This is a genomic window from Variovorax sp. RCC_210 (assembly GCF_041355175.1).
Lineage (GTDB): Bacteria > Pseudomonadota > Gammaproteobacteria > Burkholderiales > Burkholderiaceae_C > Variovorax.
Genome location: NZ_JBFUPJ010000006.1, coordinates 24,156 through 47,140, shown reverse-complemented (window position 1 = coordinate 47,140; position 22,985 = coordinate 24,156). Strand labels below are relative to the sequence as shown.

22 protein-coding genes and 1 pseudogene are annotated in these 22,985 nt (G+C 68.7%); 10 read left to right on the top strand and 13 right to left on the bottom strand.

Annotated elements, in window-relative coordinates; all coding sequences use genetic code 11:
• Positions 1–170: 170 nt before the first annotated feature.
• Positions 171–2,561, bottom strand: coding sequence for a DNA polymerase II (locus AB6807_RS18560; RefSeq protein WP_371085690.1), 2,391 nt, complete (start codon positions 2,559–2,561; stop codon positions 171–173).
• Positions 2,562–2,687: 126 nt separating this feature from the next.
• The gene (locus AB6807_RS18555) at positions 2,688–3,170 is read right to left on the bottom strand and encodes a MarR family winged helix-turn-helix transcriptional regulator (protein ID WP_286514387.1); all 483 of its coding nucleotides are present in this window, start codon (positions 3,168–3,170) and stop codon (positions 2,688–2,690) included.
• Between the two features lie 46 nt (positions 3,171–3,216).
• On the opposite strand from AB6807_RS18555, the gene AB6807_RS18550 reads away from it, so the two are divergent.
• Positions 3,217–4,719, top strand: coding sequence for an FAD-dependent oxidoreductase (locus AB6807_RS18550; protein ID WP_371085689.1), 1,503 nt, complete (start codon positions 3,217–3,219; stop codon positions 4,717–4,719).
• A 105-nt stretch (positions 4,720–4,824) separates the two neighbouring features.
• Here the strand turns inward: AB6807_RS18550 and AB6807_RS18545 are convergent, their stop codons facing one another.
• From AB6807_RS18545 to AB6807_RS18520, 6 genes are read right to left on the bottom strand one after another with little or no spacing between them, the layout of a single operon-like run.
• Positions 4,825–5,286, bottom strand: a complete 462-nt coding sequence (locus AB6807_RS18545; RefSeq protein ID WP_116909884.1) for a nuclear transport factor 2 family protein — start codon at positions 5,284–5,286, stop codon at positions 4,825–4,827.
• Entirely contained in the window at positions 5,283–6,590 is a 1,308-nt protein-coding gene (locus AB6807_RS18540; protein WP_371085688.1) for an MFS transporter, read from the bottom strand. The genes AB6807_RS18545 and AB6807_RS18540 overlap by 4 nt, the downstream gene beginning before the upstream one ends.
• On the bottom strand, positions 6,587–7,240 hold the full coding sequence (locus AB6807_RS18535; protein ID WP_371085687.1) for a hypothetical protein: 654 nt from the start codon (positions 7,238–7,240) through the stop codon (positions 6,587–6,589). Before AB6807_RS18535 ends, AB6807_RS18540 begins: the two co-directional genes overlap by 4 nt.
• Positions 7,241–7,257: 17 nt before the next feature.
• Complete coding sequence (locus tag AB6807_RS18530) at positions 7,258–8,241, bottom strand: Bug family tripartite tricarboxylate transporter substrate binding protein (RefSeq protein ID WP_371085686.1); 984 nt, start codon at positions 8,239–8,241, stop codon at positions 7,258–7,260.
• A gap of 31 nt (positions 8,242–8,272) precedes the next feature.
• Positions 8,273–9,139, bottom strand: a complete 867-nt coding sequence (locus AB6807_RS18525; RefSeq protein ID WP_116909887.1) for an SDR family oxidoreductase — start codon at positions 9,137–9,139, stop codon at positions 8,273–8,275.
• The gene (locus AB6807_RS18520) at positions 9,136–9,999 is read right to left on the bottom strand and encodes an amidohydrolase (protein WP_371085685.1); all 864 of its coding nucleotides are present in this window, start codon (positions 9,997–9,999) and stop codon (positions 9,136–9,138) included. The genes AB6807_RS18525 and AB6807_RS18520 overlap by 4 nt, the downstream gene beginning before the upstream one ends.
• An 88-nt stretch (positions 10,000–10,087) precedes the next feature.
• On the opposite strand from AB6807_RS18520, the gene AB6807_RS18515 reads away from it, so the two are divergent.
• Complete coding sequence (locus AB6807_RS18515) at positions 10,088–10,987, top strand: LysR family transcriptional regulator (protein ID WP_371085684.1); 900 nt, start codon at positions 10,088–10,090, stop codon at positions 10,985–10,987.
• A 10-nt stretch (positions 10,988–10,997) separates the two neighbouring features.
• Here the strand turns inward: AB6807_RS18515 and AB6807_RS18510 are convergent, their stop codons facing one another.
• From AB6807_RS18510 to AB6807_RS18490, 5 genes are all read right to left on the bottom strand, one after another.
• Entirely contained in the window at positions 10,998–11,513 is a 516-nt protein-coding gene (locus tag AB6807_RS18510) for a carboxymuconolactone decarboxylase family protein (protein WP_116910109.1), read from the bottom strand.
• A gap of 91 nt (positions 11,514–11,604) precedes the next feature.
• Positions 11,605–12,414, bottom strand: coding sequence for an SDR family oxidoreductase (locus AB6807_RS18505; protein ID WP_371085683.1), 810 nt, complete (start codon positions 12,412–12,414; stop codon positions 11,605–11,607).
• A 3-nt stretch (positions 12,415–12,417) separates the two neighbouring features.
• A complete protein-coding gene (locus tag AB6807_RS18500; protein ID WP_116910110.1) occupies positions 12,418–13,218 on the bottom strand; it encodes an SDR family NAD(P)-dependent oxidoreductase in 801 nt (266 codons plus the stop codon).
• 28 nt (positions 13,219–13,246) lie between these two features.
• Positions 13,247–14,251 carry a tripartite tricarboxylate transporter substrate binding protein gene (locus AB6807_RS18495; RefSeq protein ID WP_371085682.1) on the bottom strand — a complete coding sequence of 335 codons (1,005 nt, stop codon included), beginning with the start codon at positions 14,249–14,251 and terminating at the stop codon, positions 13,247–13,249.
• 158 nt (positions 14,252–14,409) lie between these two features.
• A complete protein-coding gene (locus AB6807_RS18490; protein ID WP_116909891.1) occupies positions 14,410–15,294 on the bottom strand; it encodes a LysR family transcriptional regulator in 885 nt (294 codons plus the stop codon).
• A gap of 63 nt (positions 15,295–15,357) precedes the next feature.
• Between AB6807_RS18490 and AB6807_RS18485 the strand changes: the two are divergent.
• From AB6807_RS18485 to AB6807_RS18450, 8 genes and pseudogenes are all read left to right on the top strand, one after another.
• Positions 15,358–15,645, top strand: a pseudogene (locus AB6807_RS18485) (SDR family NAD(P)-dependent oxidoreductase); the annotation flags it as partial.
• A gap of 249 nt (positions 15,646–15,894) precedes the next feature.
• Positions 15,895–16,803, top strand: a complete 909-nt coding sequence (locus AB6807_RS18480) for a PhzF family phenazine biosynthesis protein (protein WP_371085680.1) — start codon at positions 15,895–15,897, stop codon at positions 16,801–16,803.
• Positions 16,804–16,867: 64 nt separating this feature from the next.
• Entirely contained in the window at positions 16,868–17,620 is a 753-nt protein-coding gene (locus AB6807_RS18475; protein ID WP_286513830.1) for a transporter substrate-binding domain-containing protein, read from the top strand.
• 46 nt (positions 17,621–17,666) lie between these two features.
• Positions 17,667–18,323, top strand: a complete 657-nt coding sequence (gene glnP / locus AB6807_RS18470) for a glutamine ABC transporter permease GlnP (protein WP_116914068.1) — start codon at positions 17,667–17,669, stop codon at positions 18,321–18,323.
• Entirely contained in the window at positions 18,320–19,048 is a 729-nt protein-coding gene (glnQ, locus tag AB6807_RS18465; RefSeq protein ID WP_286513832.1) for a glutamine ABC transporter ATP-binding protein GlnQ, read from the top strand. Before glnP ends, glnQ begins: the two co-directional genes overlap by 4 nt.
• Positions 19,049–19,138: 90 nt before the next feature.
• Positions 19,139–20,326: a serine hydrolase domain-containing protein gene (locus AB6807_RS18460; protein WP_371085901.1), complete on the top strand. Its 1,188-nt coding sequence runs from the start codon at positions 19,139–19,141 to the stop codon at positions 20,324–20,326.
• Between the two features lie 115 nt (positions 20,327–20,441).
• Complete coding sequence (locus tag AB6807_RS18455) at positions 20,442–22,136, top strand: flavin monoamine oxidase family protein (RefSeq protein WP_371085679.1); 1,695 nt, start codon at positions 20,442–20,444, stop codon at positions 22,134–22,136.
• The gene (locus AB6807_RS18450) at positions 22,133–22,963 is read left to right on the top strand and encodes a carbon-nitrogen hydrolase family protein (protein ID WP_371085678.1); all 831 of its coding nucleotides are present in this window, start codon (positions 22,133–22,135) and stop codon (positions 22,961–22,963) included. The genes AB6807_RS18455 and AB6807_RS18450 overlap by 4 nt, the downstream gene beginning before the upstream one ends.
• The last annotated feature ends 22 nt before the right edge of the window (positions 22,964–22,985 follow it).

Below are 22,985 nucleotides of genomic sequence, written 5' to 3'. Positions count from 1 at the left end.
TTGGGATGCGATGAGGTGAACGGATGCTAGGAGCGCGCGGCGAGCGCACCAAGCACCGTTTTTCGCAACGGGCGAACTAAAAAATAGGTCCCCTTGCGCTTCCCCAATGACATCGCGGTGCATGCGGTGCACCGGCGTGCACCACATGCGGGAAAACGTGAATCCCGCGGCTAGAAAAGTCCCTGCTGCGCGGTCGTCAGCGCCATGAAGCTTTCGCCCATCGGCTGCAGGATGGCGTCCGCGATCGGCTGCAGCTGCTTGCTCAGGTAGTGCTCGTAGTCGATGCGGGAGTGGCGCGTTTCCAGCGGCTCGGGGCCGTTGCGCGTCATCACGTACTGGATCCAGCCGCCGTTCTGGTACTGCATGGGCCGGCCCACGCTGGCGTTGTATTCGTCAGCGATGCGCGCCGCGCGCACCTGCGGCGGCACGTTGACCAGGTAGGCATCCAGCCGGTGGCGCAGGCGCTTGCGGTAGATGAGCAGGTCGTCCTTGCCGCCGGCCAGCGTGGCGCGCGCGTAGTCGGTCACGAAGGCCTTGTAGGGCTCGCCCTGGAAGATGCGCGACAGCAGCCCTTCCTGGAACTGGCGCGCCAGCGGCGTCCAGTCGCTGCGGGCCATTTCCAGGCCGCGGTAGACCATTTCTTCCTTGCCCGCGGCGTCGGTGCTCAGGCCCGCGTAGCGCTTCTTGCTGCCCACGTCGGAGCCGCGGATGGTGGGCATGAAGAACTTGCTGTAGTGCGTGTCGAACTCGATCTCCAGCAGGTTCTGCAGGCCCTGCTCCTCGCGCAGCGTGCGCGTCCACCAGGCATTGATGTCGCGCACCAGTTCGGCCGCGACGGCGTGCGCCTCTTCATTGCTGTGCGTGCGGCGCAGCCACACGAAGATGGAGTCGGTGTCGCCGTAGATGGCCTCGTAGCCGCGCTGCTCCACGAAGTCGCGCGTGAGCTTCATCATCTCGTGGCCGCGCAGCGTGATGGCCGACACCAGCCTCGGGTTGAAGAAGCGGCATTCGGAGGCGCCCAGCACGCCGGCGAACGAGTTCATGAGCAGCTTCAGCGCCTGCGACAGCGGCTCGTTCTTCACGCGCTTGGCCTCGTCGCGCGCGCGCCAGAGCGTGGTCACGATCTCGGGCAGGCAATGCCTGTCGCGCGAGAAGACGGTGCCTTCGGGCCCCTTGACGAGCGGCGCCGGGTCTTTCGCGTTCGAGCCCTCGACGAAGCCCACCGGGTCGACCAGGAAGGTGCGGATGATCGACGGGTACAGGCTCTTGTAGTCGAGCACCACCACCGAGTCGTAGAAGCCCGGCCTGGAGTCCATCACGTAGCCGCCGGGGTAGGCCTTGCTCGCGATCTCGCCCACGCTGGGCGCGACGTAGCCCAGGCGGTGCATGCGCGGCAGGTAGTGGTGGCTGAACGCGGCGATGGAGCCGCCGAAGTGGTCGGCCTGCAGGCCGGTGGCGTGGGCGCGCTCCATCATGAACTGCAGCAGCTTCGCCTTCTCGAAGATGCGCAGCACCAGCTCGCAGTCCTTGATGTTGTAGGTTGCGAGCGCGGGCTTGTCGTGCTGGTAGCGCCGCTCGATCTCGGCCATCTTGTCGTACTCGTCGCCGATGGCCTTGCCCTCGCCCAGCAGCGTCTGCGACACCGTCTCCAGGCTGAACGAAGGAAAGCTCCACACCGCCGCCTTGAGCGCGTCGATGCCGTCGATGACCACCCGCCCGGGCGTGGGCGCGAACAGGTAGCCCTGCTTGCCCGGATGGGTGCGCCAGTCGATGGGCCGCCGCTCGCGCCCGAGCAGGAATTGCACGCCGCACTGGTCGGCGGTTTTCTGCAGCACGCGCAGGTCGAACTGGATCACGTTCCAGCCGATGACGACGTCGGGGTCGTTGCGCGCGAACCAGTCGTTGAGCGACTCGATCATGGCCTTGCGCGAGGCGCAGTAGACGAGCGCGAAGTCCATCGGCCCGGCGTGCTCGGACGAGTCGCGCGGCGCGGTCGGTGGTTCGCCCAGCATGAAGACGACGCGCTCCTGCATGCCGTCGAGCGCGATGGAGTAGAGCGCTTCGTCCTGGCTGGTCTCGATGTCCAGCGACACCACCTTCAGCACCGGGCGATAGTCGGGCGCAGGCTTGAGCCTGCAGTCGACGAGCACCGAGCGCTCCGCACGGCCGCCCTCCACGCGCACGCCGGCGGTGATGAAGCGCTCCATGAGGTAGCGGTCGTGCGGGCGCACGTCGGCCTCCAGCAGAGGAATGCCCTGTGGCTGCAGGGCGCGCGCCAGCCGGCCGAGCTGGCGGAACTGCTTCGCGTAGAGGCCGACGACCGGGTCTTGCTGGAAGGTCTTGAGCTCGAGGTCGCGCAACTGGATGCCCGGCGTGCCCGCGAGCTCCGCCTCCACCGCGGCCCTGTGCCGGGCGGCGACGAAGGCGACGGAGGTCTGCGAGGTCAGCAGCACCTTCACCGGGCCCGCGTCCGTGGCCAGCCAGTACTCGAGCTCGGTGCCGGCCGGGGCATCGCGCCAGTTGCGCGTGAGGATGAAGCCGTTGAGTTCGAAGGACGGCACGGCGGCTTGAAGAATCGGGTGAGGCGGGAGGGTGGGCTGTTCGGCTTTGTCAGCCTTTTTGGCAGCGCCGATTTTCGCCCGGTTGTGCTCTGTTGTGGCCGGTTGCGCCCGCGCGGCGAGCGGAATCTAGCGCGTGCCCGCGCCCTCGATGTCGTGCGCGAACTTCTGCAGCAGCCGCACCAGGTCCTCGAAGTCCTGCGGCTCCCATTTGTCGAAAATCGCGCGCGCCAGGCGCTCGCGCGCCGTATCGACCGCATCGGTCATGGCCTTGCCCTTGGGCGTGACGACGGCCTCGCGCACGCGCCGGTCGTGCACGCCGCCCTGCCGCTCGACGAGGCCCAGGCTTTCGAGCTTCGCGACCTGCCGGCTGACCGTGGTGTGGTCACGCCCCGCGCGATCGGCAAGCTCGACCACGCCGATAGGCCCGACGCGCTCGATGCCCACCAGCAGCGGAAACAGCGCGCGGTCCAGCGAAATACCCGCCTCGCGCACCATCGCCTCGTCGCGCTGCGGGCGGTTCATGACGCTCACCACGGTCAGCAACGCACCGTGCAACGCCCGCAATTGCGCGGAGATGTGTGCATCTTGCACATTTATTTTCTTTGGCATAGCATCCGCTCCTATTGAGTGCATATTACACACATCGGAGCTTTCCATGACCCAGAACCTTTCTGCAGACGTGCTGATCTGCGGCGCCGGCGCGGCCGGCCTCACGCTCGCCATCGACCTCGCGCGGCGTGGCATTTCCTTCCGGCTGATCGAGAAGATGGGCGCGCCCTTCCAGGGCTCTCGCGGCAAGGGCATCCAGCCGCGCACGCAGGAGGTGCTCGAGGACCTGGGCGTGCTCGATCGCGTCGTCGCGGCCGGTGGCCTGTATCCGCCCTCGCGGGAGTACCGCGCCGACGGCTGCCATGTCGATTCGCCGGTGATGACGCACGCCGCGCCCACGCCCTCGGAGCCCTACGGCGCGCCGCTGATGCTGCCGCAGTTTCTTACCGAAGGCGTGCTGCGCGAGCGACTGGCGGAACTGGGGCACCGGCCGGAGTTCGGCTGCGAGCTGGTCCGCTTCGAGCAGGACGACAGCGGGGTCACGGCGCATTTGATCGGCTCGAATGGAGAAGAAACGCTGCGCGTGCGCTTCCTCATAGGCGCGGACGGTGGCCGCAGCTTCGTGCGGCATGCGCTGGACATCGGCTTCCCGGGCAAGACGCTGGGCGTGCGTGCCGTGGTGGCCGATGTGGTGCTGTCGGGCCTGGGCCGTGAGGCGTGGCACCGCTTCAACGAAGGCGACATGGGCACGCAGATGTCGCTGTGCCCGCTCGCCGGCACCGAGCTGTTCCAGCTGCAGGCGCCGATTCCGCTGGAAGGCGACATCGATCTTTCCGCGCCGGGCCTGAACGCCATGGTCGCCACGCGCACGGGGCGCACGGACATCGAGATCCGTTCGGTCTCGTGGGCCTCGGCCTTCCACATGAACGCGCGGCTGGCGGACCGCTACCGCGCGGGCCGCGTGCTATTGGTCGGCGATGCGGCGCACGTGCACCCGCCCACCGGCGGCCAGGGCCTGAACACCAGCGTGCAGGATGCCTACAACCTCGGCTGGAAACTGGCGGCCGCTGCGGTCGGTGCGCCGCTGGCCTTGCTCGACAGCTACGAGGAAGAACGCCGGCCCATCGCCGCGGAAGTGCTCGGGCTGGCCACCCGACTGCTCGTCGATGCGAAGCGCGGCGAGATGCGGCGCGGCCGGGAGGTGCATCAGCTGGACATCGGCTACCCCGAGTCGTCGCTTGCGATGGAAGCGCCGGCACGCACGCAGGGCCTGCGCGCGGGAGACCGTGCACCCGACGCGCCGGTGACAGGTGCCGCGGGTCAGCCGACGCGGTTGTTCCAGCTGTTCAAGGGCGCGCACTGGACGCTGCTGGGCTGGGAGGCCGACAGGCGCGATGTGCCGCCGCGCGCGGGGCTGCACATTCACACGTTCGGTGATCGCGGTGACCTGCGCGACGATGGCGGCCACTTTCGCGACGCCTACGCACTCGCTGTTGGCGATTGGGTTTTGGTACGGCCCGACGGCTACGTCGGCGCCATCGTGGCGGCCGCGCATGTCGAGGTGCTCGAAGGCTATCTGCAGCGCGTCGGCTGCGGCGCGGCGCGCTGAGGCAAACGACAGCGGCCGAGCGCAGGACGCGCCGCGACGCGACGCGACGCGAGAAGCTTGCCCGAAGCAGGCGCATTCACCGTCGTTTGTGCGCAAGCTGCCGTCTCAGGTCTTCACCTCCGGCGGTCCGCCCGAAGTCGCGGCGACGTTCAATCCGCTTTCTCCCGCGATGTCGTGAAAGAGTTCGCGCGAAGCGAAGTGCCAGCGCCCGTCCGCCTTGACCAGCCGGTCGGCGTAGGTGCCGGCCACCGCAATCACGGGCCCCGCGGTACTGTCGCGCACGACAAGAAAGTTCGAGCGCACGGAGGCCGAAACACCTTCCAGCTCGATCACGATGTTGCAGGTCAGGTGCTTGCGCCGCGCGCCCTCCCTCGGCACGGGCACGAGGCCGTCGAGCAGCGCCTCGATGGCGGGCCTGCCCGTCGCCCTGCCGTTGCGCGAGATCCATTCGCCGTTCTCCGCAAAGAGCCGCGCGAACGCGCCGAGGTCTCGGGCGTCGAGCAGGAAGCAATAGCGCGCGAGCAGCTCGCGAATCTCCTCCCGGTCCTGCAGCGCCAGCACGGTCATGGTGCGAACTCCTGCTTGGGCGCAGCCAGGGCATCCGCCGCGGCCCCGTCGTGCACGGGCAAGATCGGATGCCGCGTCATCGTCAGGCACACCGTGACGCCGATGAGCAGCAATGCACCGGCGATGAAGAAGGCCACGTCGTAGCTGCCGGTCATCGACACCACATAGCCCGTGACGATGGGCGCGAGCACGCCGAAGAGGTTGCCGCCGGTCACCAGGAACCCGTGCGCCTTGCCCGTGTTGGCCGGGTTGGGCAAGAGGTCGCTGGCCAGCGCGATGTTGAGGCCCACCGAACTACCGATGCTGGTGAGCGACAGCGAGAACAGCGCGAGGATCAGCGTGATGTCGTTGACCCACGGCGTCGCCAGGATGCACGACGAGCACAGCAGCATGGTCGCCACCAGGTTGCGCCGCCGGCCCGAATTGACCGGCGCGTTGCGCAGCAGCCGGTCGCTGAGCCACCCGACGAAGATCGTGCCGGGCACGGCCACCGCATAGGGAATGGCGGTGTAGAAGCCGGTCTTCAACACGCCCAGGCCGCGCGTGGCCTGCAGGTAGCTCGGCAGCCACGACAGGAACAGGTAGACCGTGTACACCGCGCAGCCCTGGACGATGAACAGGCCCCACAAGGTGCGCGAGCGCATCAGCGCCGAGAGCGAATCGCTCACCGCGGCCTGCACCGAACCACCTCGCTCCGCGAGGATCTGCGCCCGCTCCTGCGCGCCGATGAACCCGGCCTCTTCCGGCGACCGGTACAAAAGCAGCCAGGCCACCACCCACGAGAAGCCGATGGCCGCCGCCAGGTAGAAGCCGCCACGCCAGCCGAGCTCGCCGACCACGTAGCCCATCACCAGCGACCCCAGGGCCGGGCCCGCATAGCCGCCGCAATTGAAGACGGTGGTCGCCAGGCCACGCTCGCGCGCGGGCATCCATTCGCGGATGGTGCGCGCGCCGGCCGGATAGGTCGAGGCCTCGCCGAAGCCGAGCACCAGCCGCGAGAGGCACGCGCTCACGAAGCCGCCAGAGAGCCCGGTGAGCACCGTCGCAGCCGAGAAGATCGCCATGCCCGAGGCGGTCGCGCGCCGCGTGCCGATGCGGTCCACCAATGCGCCCCACGGCAGCACGAACAGCAGGTAGGACCAGAGGAATGCCGAGAACAGATAGCCGAGCTGGATCGTCGACAGCCCGAACTCCTTGGCGATCGGTTGCGCCGACACCGAGAGCACCACGCGGTCGATGTAGTTGATCGAGCAGCCGGTGAAGAGAAGCAGGTAGACCAGTGTCCTGCCGGGTTTGAGTGTCATGGTGCGGCTCCTGCTGCAATGTCTTCCCGTGCCTGCGCGACGACGCGGAACATCGTTCGTTTCGTGTTCGTGAAGTGGGGCCGCGCGATGCCGCTCCATGCGGTGGCGCGCACCGCGAGCCAGGGCGGCGAGCCCAGTACGTCTTCGCGCAACAGGTCGTAGCAGGCCAGCGACAGCGGCCCGCCGCCGTGGTTGAGAAAGCGCGTCGCCCGCACGCAGCCGGGCACCGCGGCCAGGCCGGGCATGTGCTCGGTGTCGTACCAGCGCGCGATCTCGTCGAGCCAACCGGTCTCGGGATCGGTCTCGACGACGTAGTGGAAACGCGGGGACTCGCCCGCGGCGGCGCCGGCGATGTCGAGTTTCGGTTCGAGCGCGCAGGCACGCACATGGCTCGACCAGTCGCAACTTGCGCCGAATGCCGCGGCCAGAGCTTCGCCGTCGGGTGCTTCGGCCGCCTGCGACTGCAGGTAGACATAGGCCTGCGATCCATCGAGGCTGAGCGCCGCGCGCCGCAGCGTCACCGCCGCGGCAACGCTCGCGCCGAGGCCCGCGCAGAACGCGGTGACATCGGCTTCGATGTGCGTTGCCGCGGAAGGTGCAGCGCGCATCTGCAGGAGAACGAAGTGGGGTCGGGTGTCGGGCATGGGCATGGGCATGGGCATCAACGTCAATCGGGCTTGATCTTCTTGGCGCGGACCACCGCGCCCCACTTGGCGCTGTCGCGCGCCAGCAGCGCGCTCAACTCGGCCGGGCTGGACGGCGCGGGCTCCGCGCCGGAGGTCATCAGGCGGCCCTTGACGCCCTCGTTGGCGAGCGCGCGTCGCACGGCCTGGTTCATCGCGTCGGCCACGCCCACCGGCGTTCCCTTGGCTGCGAAGAGCGCATACCAGTTGTCCGAGTCGACGCCGGCGATGCCCATCTCCTGGAAGGTCTGCACGTCGGGCAGCAGCGGATGCCGCTTCGAAGCCGCGATGCCGATCGGCTTGAGCTTGCGGCTGGTGATGAACGGCAGGAGCCCCGGAATGTCGCCGAAGAAGCCGTCCACGTGCCCCGCGAGCACGTCGGTGATGGCCGGCGCCGCGCCCTTGTAGGGCACGTGCAGCAGCGGCGTCTTCGCGGCGTCCGAGAGCAGTTCCATCGCCAGGTGCGGCACGCTGCCGGTGCCCGACGAGGCGAGCGTCAACGGCTGCCTGCTCTTCTTCGCGGCGGCGACGAATTCCGCGCCCGTGTTGTAGGGCGCGTTGGCGCCGACCACCAGCACTTCGACATTGCGCACGACCAGCGAAATGGGGCTCAGGTCCTTCGCCGGGTCGTACATGAGCTTCTCGTACAGCGAGGGGTTGATCGCCACCGCGCCCACGCTGGTGAGCCACAGCGTCTGCCCGTCGGGCGCCGAGCGCGACACGTACTCCGCCGCGATGCCTCCATTGGCGCCGGCCTTGTTGTCGACGATGACTTGGTGCCCGGTTTCCTTGCCGAGCTGCTCGGCAATGGCGCGGGCCACGAAGTCGACCGGGCCGCCCGGCGGAAACGCCACCACGATGCGCGTGATGCGGTCCTGCTGCGCGTGCGCCGGAAGGCCCGTGGCCACGAGGGCGGCCGCCGCAAGGCCGTGCAGGCAATGGCGTCTGTGAACGAACACATGCTTCATCCGGTGTCTCCTGTTGTTCTTGCGGGGATGCTCAGTCGCAGCGCACCGACATGCCGCCGTCGACCACGATCTCGGTGCCCGTGACGAAGCGCGCCTCGTCGGACGCAAGAAAGAGCGCGGCCGCGGCGGTGTCGCGCCCGTCGCCCATGAAGGGCAGCGGAATGCGTGCCTGGCGCTGCCTGAGCAGCGCCTGCACGTCGCCGCCCGCGCGCTGGCCAGCCAACCGCGTCTCGACCATCGGCGTATGCAGCTGGCCCGGCACCACCGTGTTCACGCGAATGCCCTGCCCCGCGTACTGCACCGCGAGCACGCGCGTGAACTGCATCACCGCGGCCTTGGTGGATGCGTAGGCGATCTGCGCGGCGCCGGTCCAGCGTGTGGCCGAGGTCGATGCCAGGTTGACGATGGCGCCACCGCCCTGCGCAAGCATGTGCGGCAGCACATGCTTGCAGGTGAGAAACACGCTCTTCAGGTTGTGGTCGACCTGCGCGTCCCACACCGCTTCGGTCATCTCGACCGGCCCTCCCCTGGCCGAGCCACCGACGTTGTTCACCAGCACGTCGATGCGCCCGAAGCGCGCCATGCATTGCGCGACCATGGCTTCGATCGATGCGGCCTGCGTCACATCGCAGGCGCCGCTCGCGAAGATGCCGCCGGCCTGCGCGATGAGTTCGGCCGTCTCGCCCATGCGCTCGACCTCGCGGTCCACGCCGAACACCTGCGCGCCTTCCTGCGCGAAGCGCACGGCAATGGCGCGGCCATTGCCCCAGCCATGGCCGACCGAACCCGCGCCGGTGACGAGCGCGACCTTGCCGCCGAGGCGGCGCGCCGAGGGCTGGAACAGGTCCGTCGCAACCGTGGTTGCCGTCGTCGTGGATGTGGTTGTTGATGTGGTCATGCGTCGAAGCGGTAGAAGTCGAGCGGGTTGCGCACCAGGATCTGCGTGCGCAACGCGTCGTCCGGCGCGATCTGCGCCAGCGCATCGACGAGCACGCCGTCGTCAGGCACGTGGTGGTGGTTGGGGTGCGGCCAGTCGGTGCCCCACAGGCAGCGTTCGGGAAACTCGTCGGCCAGCAGGCGCGCGAGTTCGATGCCCTGCGCATAGTCCGCGTCGCCCGAAATGCGGTCGATGCCGCTCAACTTGACGCGAAACAACGTGTTGCGCAGCAGCGTACGCAGCGCCGCGAAGTCGGCATGGCCCGCGCCGAGCGAGGCATCGACGCGGCCGATGTGATCGATGACCACGGGCACCGCGCTGCGGGCCAGCGGCGCGGCCAGCGCGTGCACCAGGCTGCTTTCGAAATGCACCTGCAGGTGCATGCCCAGGGGCGCGAGCCGGCGCGTGAAGGCGACGATGTCTTCCACGCTGCCCGAGGCTCCCAGGTGCTTCATGAAGTTGAAGCGCACGCCGCGGAACCCGGCCGCGGCGAGGCGCGAAAGCTCGGCGTCGGAGATGTCCAGCGGCACCAGCGCCACGCCCAGGTAGCGTCCGCCGCCGGCGGCGATCGCATCCTCGACGGCGCGGTTGTCGAAGCCGTGCACCAGCGACTGCACGATCACGCAGCGCTCGATGCCCAGGTGTTCGTGCAGGGCGAAGAGCTTTTCCTTCGGCGCGTCCGCGGGCGTCCAGGCCAGCGTGTCGGAAAAGGGAAAGCGCGCGGCCGGCCCGAAGACATGCACGTGCGCGTCGCAGGCACCGGGCGGCAGCCTCAGGCGTGGTGCGGAAGGCCGCGGGGTGTAGGTCAGGGTGGTTGGCATGTCGTTGTCTCCCGGTGAATTGTGTTGCGGCGCCCGTCGCTTGATATCTGCTTTTTCCGGATATCAGCTATCCGTAAAATGCATTCGAATGGACCTCACCCGCCTGAACTATTTCGTCGCCGTCGTCGAGTCGGGCAGCTTCAGCCGCGGGGCGGCCTCGCTGCACATGTCGCAGCCCGCGCTGAGCCGGCAGATCCTCCTGCTCGAAGAAGAAGTCGGCCAGCCGCTGCTGGTTCGCACGGGCCGAGGCGTCGAGGCGACCGAGTCGGGCCTTGCGCTGCTTGCGCATGCGCGCACCATCCTCGAGGCGGCCGAGCATGCCCGGGCCGACATGCAGGAGCGGCGCGCGAGCCCGCACGGCCGCGTCGTGATCGGCCTGCCACCGCGCGTGGCGCACGTGCTCGCGGCGGACCTGGTGGAACGCTTTCGGGCGAAGTTTCCCGACGCCGTCATCAGCGTGGTCGAGGGCCTGAGCATCCGGCTGCGCGAATGGCTGGTCGCAGGCAAGCTCGACCTGGCCATCCTGTTCGACCCGCCGCCCTCCCCCCAGATGCAGGAGGAAACGCTGGCGCGCGAACCGCTGATCGTGATCGGCCCGCAGCCGCTGCCGCGCCGCATGAAGCTGGCCGATGTGGCGGCGCTGCCGCTCGTGATGCCGAGCGGGCCGAACGCGCTGCGCCAGTTGCTCGAGCGCGAGACCAAGCCGCGCGGCATGCCGCTGTCGATCGTGGCGGAGGTCGACTCGGTGCAGACCGTGCTGTCGCTGGTGGCGCGCGGCGTGTCGTACACCGTGTTGCCGCAAAGCGCGGTGCGCCTCTGGACCTACGACAAGCCGCTGCATCGCGCGGCCATCCATGCGCCGGCCATCCGCAACCGCATCGTGCTCGCCATTCCGAAGGCGCGGCCCGCCACGCGAACCAGCCGTTGGGCCGCGCAGGTGCTGCGCGAGCTGGCGCTCGAACACTACGGCAGCGTCAAGGCCGAATGAACCGCCGGGCTCAGTGCCCGATCTCGAGCGCCACGAGAAATCTCGACACCATGTTGTAGGCGCCGATGGTGACCATCGCATCGACCACCTGCTGCGACGTGAAGCGCTCGCTGACCCGCTGGTACAGCGCGGCCGGCACATCGATGCCGCGCGTCATCGCATCGGTGAGTTCGATGAGCAGCGCCTCGTCGCTCGACAGGCCCGCCCCGATGGCCGACGGGTCCGACAGCGCATCGACGGCCGCCTGGGAAGCACCCGCCTGCAGCGCGATCGGCACGTGCGCGTCGTATTCGTAGCGCGCACGGTTGAGCACCGCCACCCGCAGGATGACCAGTTCGCGCGCCGCCTCGGGCAGGCTGTTGTGGCGCCGCACGGCCGTCAGCAGCTGTTCCCAGCCGTGGGCCATGGGCGGGCTGTTGAGCAGCACCTGGTAAAGCGGCGAGACGCGGCCGCGCTGCTTGGCAATCTCGGCCTCGAGCGTGGCGAGTTCAGGGCGGCTTCCGGGTTCGATGGGAGCGATGCGCATGGTGGTGGTGTCGGTTCGGGGAGTGAAGGTGAACAAGGGAACAAGGGAACAAGGGAACAAGGGAACAAGGGGAACACGCTGTCCGCTGCGTTCAGATCATCGGCGTCGTCGCGCCGTCCATGGCAATGGTGGCGCCGGTCACGTAGCTCGCGCGCGGCGATGCAAGAAAGACCACCATGTCGGCGATCTCCCGCGGCTCGGCGGGCCGGCCCAGTGGCAGCGCAGCGCCGGGCGCGGCCGGTGGGGGCCGGCCTTCGAGCGCGGCCAGCCGGGCTTCCGCCTCATGCCGTTGGCGCAGCCGGTCGGTGGCGACCTGGCCGGGGTTCAGTGCGTTGATGCGCACGCCCTGGCGCGCATACGCGGCGGCCATGCCGGCGCTCGCGAGCAGCAGCGCCGCATTGGCGGCGCCACCGGCCAGGTGAGTCGGGTTGGCGACCTTGCCACCCGCGCCGACAACATTGACCACGCATCCCGCGCCGCGCGCCGCCATGCGCTGCACGGCCGGCGACATGATGTGGATGTAGCTGAAGAACTTTGCCTGCATCGCGTCGTTCCAGGCGGCGGCATCGAGTTCATCGGGTGGCCTGCGCCTAGCGGCCCCGGCGCAATTGACCAGCACGTCCAACGCGCCAAAACCGGCCACGGCCACGGCGCCGGCCTTGGCTGCCTCGGCCGCATCCAGCGCGGCGAGCGCAGACGCCGGATCGCGCAGGTCGGCGGCGCGCCACAGCACGCGGCCGCCCGCGTCCAGCGACTGCGCGGCGGCGCTCAGGGCGGTTTCGTCCCGCGACAGCATCGTCACCTTCGCGCCCTCCGCCAGGAACGCCTGCACGCAGGCAAAGCCGATGCCGCGGCTGGCACCGGTCACGAGCACATGGCGCCCGGCCAGTCCGAGGTCCATGCTTCAGCCCCTCTTCTCGAGCAGGCCGCCGTCCACCGGCAGGATCACTCCCGTGATGTAGCGCGCCTCGTCGGACGCGAGAAACAGCGCCGCATTCGCGACGTCCCACGCCGTGCCCATGCGGCCCATCGGCACCAGCGCCTCGCGCTCGGCGCGGATCACGTCGCGCGACACGCCGCGCTCCTGCGCGCGGCGCTCGATGGCCATGGGCGTGTCGATCAAGCCTGGCAGGATCACGTTGGCGCGGATGCCGTGGCGCGCGTTCTCCATCGCGATGTGCTGGGTCATGGTGTTGACCGCGCCCTTGCTGGTCTTGTAGGTGATGCTGGGGCGCGCGGCGAGCGACGAGGTCGAGGAGATGTTGACGATGCAGCCCGACTGCCGCTCGATCATGTGCGGCAGCACGTGCTTGCAGGTCATGAACATGCCCTTCAGGTTCATCGCCATGATGGCGTCCCAGGCGTCGGCGTCCATCTCGACGGTCTTGCGGTCGCCCTTGGAGCGCCCCACGTTGTTGTGCAGGATGTCGATGCGGCCGTGGCGCTCGATGCATGCGGCGGCGATGGCGGCGCAGTCGGCCTCGCGGGTGATGTCCGCGCGCAGCACCGAGGCGCTGCCGCCCAGGGCGGCGACGGCTTCTCGCGTGCTCTCGGCCCACGCTTCGTTGATGTCCACCAGCAGCAGCGTGGCGCCCTCCTGCGCGAAGCGCTCGGCGGTCGCGCGGCCGTTGCCCACGGTGTCGCCGGGCTGCTGCCCCGCGCCCACGATGATGGCGATCTTGCCTTGCAGTCTTCCTGTGCCCATGTCTGTTCCGTTCTTCATGTCTGTGGGATCAATCGATCGTGATGTGGCCGTCGGTGACGACCTTGCGCCAGCGCGCTTCTTCGGCGCGCATGAACTTCGTCATGTCCTGCGGTGTGTTGACGGCGACCGTCAGGCCCTCGCCGGCGAGCCGCTCGCGGTAGGCCGGCGCCTCGGCTGCCTTGCGCAGCGCTGCGTTGAGCCGGTCGAGCAAGGCACTGGGCGTGCCGCCCGGCGCGAAGATCGCGTACCAGACCTCCGCGCTGTAGCCCGGCAGCGTTTCCGCGATGGCCGGCACGTTCTTGTAGGCCGCGGAGCGCTGCGGCGAGGTGACGGCCACCGCGCGCATCTTTCCGCTCTCGACGAATTTCGCCACGCCGCCCGCGGTGCCGAACACCATGTCGATCTGCCCGCCGAGCAGGTCGGTGTACGCCGGCCCCGCGCCGCGGTAGGGCACATGCGTGATGTCGATCTGCGCCATGCTCTTGAAGAGCTCGCCCGCGAGGTGAACGGCCGAGCCGTTGCCCGATGAGCCGTAGTTCAGCTTGCCGGGGTTGGCCTTGGCGGCCTTGACCAGGTCGGCAATCGTCTTGTACGGGCTGTTGGGGCGGGTGACCAGCACGTTGGGGCCGTGGCAGATCAGGCCCACTTCGGTGAAGCCCTTCTCCGTGTCGTACGGCAGGCTCTTCACCAGCGACGCGTTGATGGCGAGCGCGGAGGTGGTCAACAGCAGCGTGTAGCCGTCTGCGGGCGCCTTCGAGACGATGTCGGAGCCGATCACGGTGCCCGCGCCGGCCCGGTTGTCGATGATGACCGGCTGGCCCAGCTCGGCCGCCAGCGCCTGGCCGAGCACGCGGCCGACCACGTCGGTGCCGCCGCCGGCAGTGAACGGAATCACGACGCGCAAGGGCCGCGACGGAAAAGCGTCGGCGGCATGTGCCCAGGGGCTGAGGAAGAGGGCCGGTGCGCCGGCCAAGGCCGTGCCGGCCGTGGCCATGCGCAGCACGGCGCGGCGCTGCAGGCGGGGGGAATTCAAGATGGCGTCTCCTTGTTCTGTCTGGCGGCACGCCCCGGGTGGGGGGTGTCGCGGCGAACTCGAAGTCTAGGAATGCTGGAGCGCCCTGCTTTGACGATTCGGCAAAGCTCCTTTTCCCGCGCCCTGCCCCGGCGCGCTCTTTCTTCCTGTTCTGCGTTTCAGCCGTGGCCGGACAGAAGGTGCTCCAGAAACTCGTGCGCCGCCGGCGACAACGCCGCCCTGTCGCCCACGCACACCCAGAGCTGCCGGTGCGCCCAGTCGTCTTCCAGCGGCAGCACGACCAGGCCCATGCGCGCCTCGTAGTTGCGCGCGATGCCCACCGGCACGATGGCCAGGCCCAGGCCCTCGCGCACCAGCTCGCAGCGCGCCTCGGGGTTGGAGACCTGGGCGCGCACGCGCAACGGCCGCGACAGCGCGGGCGCCATCAGCTGCATGAACTCTTCCAGGCTGTGACGCGGAAAGTAGCCCAGAAAGTCGTGGTCGAGCGCGTCTTCGAGCCGCAGCGTTTCCCGCCGGGAAAGCGCATGCCCCACGGGCACGACCAGCCCGACGCGGTCGGTGCGGTAGGGCATCGACACCACGCCGGAGGCCGGATGGGCTGCGTGGTAGACGCCGATGTCGGCCTCGCCGTCGGCCACGATGCGCGGCACGTCGTAGCTGAAGGCCTCCATCAGGTCGACCCGCGAACCCGGTGCCTTGCGCGAGAAGCTGCTGATTTCCGACGGAAGAAACTGCTGCACCGCCGACGAGTTGGCCACCAGCCTGATCTTCGGTACCCCGCTGGCCGAATAGGCGCCCAGCGAGGTCTGCACCTGCGCGAGCGTGCGCAGGATGGCCTTGGCCTGCTGGTAGAGCATGGCGCCCGCGGGCGTGGGCTCCACCCCCCGCCCGTGGCGGCGCAGCAGGCGCGTGCCGAGCTGGCGCTCGAGTTCGGTGATGCGCTTGCTGGCGGCGGACGTGACGACATGCGCCCGCTCAGCCCCCCGCGAGAGGCTCTTTTCCTCGATGGCGGCCACGAGGATTTCGAGTGATGCGATGTCCATCGCTGGATTTTGAGTCATCGACGAGATGCGGTGCGGCGCAGCGCGGCCGGCCAAACCGTAGAAACCCGCGCGGGTGCCGTCGACACGATGACGTTCGCGCTGGCACGCGAACTGGGGCCACGCAAGATCCGCGTGAACTCCATCCTGCCGGGCCATACCAACACGCCCGCGACCGACGGCAACTTTGCCGGCGAGTTCGGCGCCAAGCTCATCGCCGGCACACCGCTCGGGCGATTCGGCGAGCCCGGGGACATCGCACCCGTCGCGGTTTTCCTGGCGTCGCAGGACTCCCACTGGGTCACGGGCGAGTCGCTTCGCGCCGCGGGTGGCGTGCGCGGCGTGGGCTACTGAGCGTCAGCCGCGGCCCATCCGATCAACATCCAGGGCCCGCTCGAACACGTTCAAAAATTCTGCGGTCATAGACTTGTCGCAGGCAATCTGAAGCGAGGTTTTCCAGCCTCGCGATGCAGTGTTGCATGGCCCCGATGTCCATCCGAAGCCTCTGCCGGTTGCAACGAACGATGCAACGCACGAGGCGAGGTTCGAAGGACTCGGTGGCAGCCCCACATCACGGATCGAACGACAGGAATGGCTGAAGGTATGAATCACCGAGTTCGGGTTGTCAGCGTGTTCGCCTCGGGCCCCGATGGCGGCAACCCGGCCCCCATCGTCGTCGACGCGGCCGGCATGACGGACGCCGACATGCAGCAGGTGGCGCGCTCGCACGGGCACGAAAGCGGGTTCGTGTTTCCGGCGCCGGCGGGTTCGGGCTGCGACTTCGAGTTCAGGTTCTGGGTGCCCAACCACGAGATGTCGATGTGCGGGCACGCCACGGTCGGCGCGCTCTGGCTGCTGGAGCGACTGGGCCGGCTGCCCGGCGACAGTTACACCATCCTGACGCGCAGCGGCCGCGTCGAGGCCAAGGTCGGCGGGCGCACGGAACAGGGCACTGAACAGGGCGCGCAGATCGAAATCTCGCAGCCCCTCGGCCATGTCGAGCCGCTGCCCGATGCCGACAGGAGCCGCGCCGACATCCTCGACGTGCTGGGCCTGCAGGCCGACGACCTCCTGCCCCTTCCGGTACAGAACGCCGCGACCAGCCGCGTGAAGACGCTGGTGCCGCTGAAAAGCGTGGCCACGCTCGACCGCCTGACGCCTGATTTCTCCCGCATCGAAGCGCTGTGCGAGCGCATCGGCTCCACCGGGCTCTATCCGTACGCGGTGTCCGACCCGGGCGCGCAGGTGGTGGACGCGCGGCAGTTCCCGAGCTCTTCGGGCTACCCCGAAGACGCCGCCACCGGCATCGCGGCCTCGGCGTTGGCGTTCGGCTTGCTGTCCAACGGAATGGTCGAGGCCTCGCAGCGACGCATCGCCATTCGACAGGGTCGCGCGATGCAGCGGCCCTCCGAAATCTCCGTGCGCTTCCGGCTCGACCAGGGGCGCCCGGCGGGCTGCTGGCTCGGCGGCGCCGTGCGGATGGCGCAGCACGACCAAGGCGATTTGTCATGAGCAACAGCAAGCGCGACAGCACCTGCCCTGTGGGCCGGCCCGGTTAACCAACGAGGAGAAAACCATGCAACGTAGAGAGCTTCTTCAACTGGGCCTGATCGCGGCGCCCACGATCCTTCTTTCGAACTCGGCACGTGCGCAAGAGGGCGAACTGGTCATCGGCTCGGCCGCCACCAACCCGCCCTTCGGGTTTCGCGACGGCGACCGCTATTCGGGTTTCGACTTCGAGGTGTTCACCGAGATCGCCAAGAGCCTCAACCGCAAATGGCGGCTGCAGTCGATGGAGTTCGGCGCGCTCATTCCGGCGCTGCAGACCGGCAACATCGACGCCATCGTGTCCCAGCTCTTCATTCGCCCGGCACGCCAGAAGGTCATCGACTTTTCCGACCCGTACTACAAGAGCGGCCTCATCGCGGTGACCCGCATCGACAACAAGACCATCAACTCGCCCGACGACCTCGCGGGCAAGACCATCGGCACCGAGACCGGCACGCTGGCGGTCGAGTTCATCAAGGACCACGTGAAGGGCGCGACCGTGGCGCAGCTGTCGAGCGTGAACAACGCCTTGCTCGCCCTGGAGGCCGGTCGCACGGACGCGGTGGTCTACGACAAGCCGGTGCTCATGTACTACGCGGCCAACGTGGGCAAGGGAAAGATTCGCATCGTGCAGCCGGCGCTCGAAGGGCTGGACGTGGGTGTCGGCTTCAAGAAGGGCAGCCCGCTGGTCGCGCCGACCAACGTGGCGCTGGCGGCCATGCGTGCCGACGGCCGCCTGAAGGCGATCCGCGAGAAGTGGTTCGGCGTGGGCGCCGACTGAGCGCGGCAACGACACCCCCAACCCCGCACTTGATCGGACCTCTGAAGTGAACTTCGATTGGACCGCCATCGTCGAGGCCCTGCCCGAACTGATGCAAGGCCTCCAGCTGACCCTGTGGATCGCGCTCGCCGGCCTGGCCGGCGGCATCGTGCTGGGCGTGCTCACGGGCGTGACGCTGACCTATGGTGGCTGGAAAGCGCAGGCCCCTGCGCAGCTCTATGTCGCCCTGATCCGGGGCACGCCCATCACCGTTCAGGTGATGTTCGTGTACTTCGCGCTGCCCATCCTGCTGAACGTGCGCATCAGCGCGACCAACGCCGGCATCCTGACGCTCATCATCAACTCCGGCGCCTACAACGCCGAGATCGTGCGCGGCGCGCTCAACAGCGTGCCCCACGGGCTGCGCGAAGCCGGGCTCGCCATGGGCCTGGGCTTTCGCAAGGTGCTGACCCACGTCATCGCGCCCATCGCGGTGCGCAGGGCGCTGCCGGCCATGGGCAACCAGTTTGTCGCGGTGGTGAAGGACACGTCGATCTTCCTGGTCATCGGCGTGGGCGAGCTCACCCGGCGCGGGCAGGAAATCATGGCGGCCAACTTCAAGGCCGTCGAGATCTGGGCCGCGGTGGCGCTGATCTACCTGGCCGTCATCAGCATTCTTGCTTTCAGTCTCCGATACGTCGAACGGGCGGTGCGCTTGCCATGACCATGGTCGAATTCAAGAAAGTCACCAAGCGCTTCGGCGCGAACCTGGTGCTCCAGCCCATCGACCTCGCGGTCGACCAGGGCGAAGTGGCGGTGGTGATCGGCCCGTCCGGATCGGGCAAGTCGACCATGCTGCGTTGCGTGAACGTGCTCGAGACGATCAGCGAGGGCGACCTGCTGGTCGATGGCGTGAGCGTGCGCGGCAACGCGCGCGACGTGCGCCACATCCGGCTCGAGGCCGGCATGGTGTTCCAGCAGTTCAACCTGTTTCCGCACCTCACCGCGTTGCAGAACGTGATGTTCGGGCCCATTCGCTCGCGCAACAAGAGCAAGGCCGAGGCGCGCGAGATCGCCTGCGCCCTGCTGCAGAAGGTCGGCCTGGCGGAGCGCATGAACCACTACCCGTCGCAGCTGTCGGGCGGGCAGCAGCAGCGCGTGGCCATCGCGCGCGCGCTGGCCGTCGGCCCCAAGCTGATGCTGTTCGACGAGCCCACCTCGGCGCTGGACCCGGAGCTGCGCCAGGAGGTGCTCAAGGTGATGCAGACGCTGGCGGCCGAAGGCATGACGATGATCGTCGTGACCCACGAGATGGCCTTTGCCCAGCGGGTCGGTTCGCGCCTGCTGTTCATGGACGGCGGCCAGCTCGTGCACGACGGCAAGCCGGCCGAGCTGCTGGCGAACCCGCCCAGCGAGCGGCTGCGCGACTTTTTGCTGCACGTGCACTGAGGCACTGCAGGTGCGCGACAACGGCGGCACGCGCCGCCGTTGTCGATGCCCGCCGGTTCCCTTCCCTGTTTCCTGGAGTTTTCAGCCGTGATGAATGCGTCGGCCTTCAAGGCCACCTATGGTTTCAACCGCGACGAGGTCAGGCTCGGCAACTGGCGCGAGGCGCCGTGGAACGTGTGGGCGTTTCGCCATGTCAGCGAGTTCATTCCGACCGCCCGCATCGCCGCCACGCCCGGCCTCACCGAGGAGCCCGTGGCCAATGCGGACGACCTGCTGCGCCAGCAGTTCACGCGCGGCGGCACCACGCTCAGCGTGGCCGACGCGCTGCGAACGACATCGACCGACGCCATGGTGGTGATGAAGCGCGGGCGCGTCGTCGCCGACTTTCATGCGCCGCAGTTCGACCTGCAAAGCCGCCACATCCTGTTCTCGGCGAGCAAGTCGGTGACCTCGGTGGTCGCGGGCATCCTGCACGACGACGGCCTGCTCGACTTCGACGAACGCGTGCCCTGCTACGTGCCGGAGCTCAAGGGGTCGGCCTACGGCGATGCACGGGTGCGCGACGTGCTCGACATGCGCGTGAGCCTGGACTTCGAGGAGGTCTACCACGACCCCGACGGCCTCTACGCGCGCTACCGCCGGGCCGGGCTGCTGGAGCCCTCGCGCCCTGGTGAAACCGAGAACGAAACCGTGGTCGAGTTCATCGCCAAGCTGAAGAAGGGCAAGGGCGCGCACGGCGGCCCGTACCACTACGCCTCGCCCAACTCGGACGTGCTCGGGCTGGTCATACAGGGGGCCTCGGGCCGGCGCTTTTCCGACCTGGCCTCGCAGCGCCTGTTCCAGCCGCTGGGCGCCCGGCAGGACGCCTACCTGACCGTCGACCGCGCCGGCACGCCGCGCACGGGCGGCGGCATCAACATGACGCCGCGCGACCTCGCGCGCATCGGCGAAATGCTGCGCCAGGGCGGCACGGCCAACGGGCGGCGCATCGTCTCGCAAGCCTGGGTGGAAGACACCGTCACCGGCGGCTCGGCGCAGGCCTGGGCTGGCGGTGAATCCACGTCGTGGCTGCCGCAGGGCCGCTACCGCAACAAGTGGTACCAGACCGGTGCGGGCAACGGCGCCTTCTTCGCGCTGGGCATCCACGGCCAGTGGCTGTATGTGGACCCGCGCGCCGAGATGGTGATCGCCAAGTTCTCGTCGCAGCCCGATGCCATCGTGGACGACGCCAAGACGCTCAACCTCGCGCTGTTCGAGGCGATCGCGCGGATGGTCTAGACGGTCCAGATGGCGTGACGGCGCCATGCCGTTGCCCTCGGCCCCGCGCGCCCATTCGATTCGCAGGGAAGGCTCCCTGCCATCCATTCACTCTTTCGCAGAGCCCGAACCCAGCATGCCACTGACACCCCCGACCACGGACAACACGAACAGCGCAAGCAAGGCGCCGGTGACCGTCTTCGGTCCCGACTTTCCCTTCGCCTTCGACGACTGGATCCGCCACCCCGCCGGCCTGGGCGTGCTGCCGGCCGAGCACCACGGTGCCGAAGTCGCCATCGTCGGCGCCGGCATGGCCGGCATGGTGGCTGCCTACGAGCTGATGAAGCTGGGCCTGAAGCCGGTGCTGTACGAGGCGTCGAAGATGGGCGGGCGGCTTCGCTCGCAGGCCTTCGAAGGCGCGCAAGGCGTGGTCGCAGAACTGGGCGGCATGCGCTTCCCGGTGTCGGGAACGGCGTTCTATCACTACGTCGACCAGCTGGGGCTGGAGACCCGGGCGTTTCCCAACCCGCTCACGCCCGCCTCCGGCAGCACCGTGGTCGACCTGGAGGGCGCGACGCACTACGCGCAGACGCTGGCCGACCTGCCGCCGATGTTCGCGCAGGTGGCCGACGCCTGGCGCGAGGCGCTGGAAGACGGCGCGACGTTCACCGCCATGCAGGACGCCATCCGCACGCGCGACGTGCCGACGCTGAAGGCCCTATGGAACCGGCTGGTGCCGCTGTGGGACGACCGCACCTTCTACGACTTCGTCGCCACGTCGAAGGCTTTTTCCGGCCTGTCGTTCCAGCACCGCGAGGTGTTCGGCCAGGTCGGCTTCGGCACGGGCGGGTGGGACTCCGACTTTCCCAACTCGATGCTCGAGATTCTTCGCGTCGTGATGACCAACTGCGACGACGAGCAGCGGCTGATCGTCGGCGGCGTGGAGCAGGTGCCCCTGGGCCTCTGGCGCCACGCGCCCGACACGCTCGCGCACTGGCCCGCGGGCACCTCGCTGGCCAGCCTGCATGCAGGGGCGCCGCGCGCGGGCGTGGAAGCCATTCGCCGCCAGGCCGACGGGCGCCTCGCCGTCATCGACCGCTGGGGCGACCGCCAGGCGTACGCCGCCGTGCTGACGACCTGCCAGAGCTGGCTGCTCACCACGCAGATCGACTGCGACGAGTCGCTGTTCTCGCACAAGATGTGGATGGCGCTGGACCGCACGCGCTACATGCAGTCGAGCAAGACCTTCGTCATGGTCGACCGCCCTTTCTGGAAAGACAAGGACCCCGAAACCGGCCGCGACGTGATGAGCATGACGCTGACCGACCGCCTCACGCGCGGCACCTACCTGTTCGACAACGGCCCCGGCAAGCCCGGCGTGATGTGCCTGTCGTACGCGTGGATGGGCGACGCGCTGAAGATGCTGCCGCAGTCGCCCGAGAAGCGGGTGAAGCTCGCGCTGGGTGCCTTGAAGAAGATCTACCCGAAGGTGGACATCGCGAGCCACATCGTCGGCGACCCGATCACCATCTCGTGGGAGGCCGACCCGCATTTTCTCGGTGCCTTCAAGGGCGCCCTGCCCGGCCACTACCGCTACAACCAGCGCATGTTCGCGCACTTCATGCAGGACGACATGCCCGAGGCGCAGCGCGGCATCTTCATTGCCGGCGACGACGTGTCGTGGACGCCGGCGTGGGTCGAGGGCGCCGTGCAGACATCGCTGAACGCCGTGTGGGGCATCCTGCGGCACTTCGGCGGGCGCACCCATGCGGACAACCCCGGCCCGGGCGACGTGTTCCACGCCATCGGCCCCATGGCGCTGCCCGAATGAACGACCTCCGACTGGCACTGCTGCAGTGCGAATCGATGCCGGGCGATGTCGCGGCGAACATGCGGCGGCTCGCGCAGGCGTGCGAGGACGCCGCGCACGCGGGCGCGCACCTGCTGGTCACGCCCGAGATGTTCCTGACGGGCTACAACATCGGGCGCGCGGCGGTCGATGCTTTCGCCGCGTTCGCCGCGTTCGCCGCGTTTGCAGACGGTGCGCAGCACCGCGAGCGCGTGGAGGCGGTTGCCGCTATCGCGCGCAGGCACCGCATCGCGGTCGTCTTCGGCCACCCGGAGCGCGTGCCGGGCGGCGGCGTGGCGAACACCGCCGTCTGCGTGGACGCGGGCGGGCAGGTGCTGGGGCGTTACCGCAAGACGCACCTGTTCGGCGAGCTGGACCGCGACATGTTCAGCGCGGGCGCGGGAGACGAAGCGCTGTTCGACGTTCGCGGCTGGAACATCGGCATGTTGATCTGCTACGACGTGGAGTTCGCGGAAAACACGCGCCGGCTAGCGCTGCAGGGCGCTGACCTGATCGCGGTGCCCACGGCGAACATGGTCGGCTTCGACTTTGTCGCGCAGCATCTGGTGCCGACCCGCGCGTACGAGAACCAGGTGTTCGTCGCGTACGCCAACTTCTGCGGGCGGGAGGCGGATCTTGCGTATGGCGGACTGAGCTGCGTGGCGGCGCCCGATGGCACCGTGCCGGCGCGCGGCGGCCGGCTGCCTGCGCTGGTGCTGGCGGACCTGAAATCGGAGGCATTGGTCGAAGGGCGACGGCGGCTGCGGCACCTGGCGGATTTCCGCGGTATGCGGGACGCGGGGCGCTGACCGCCGCGGGGCGAATCGGTGC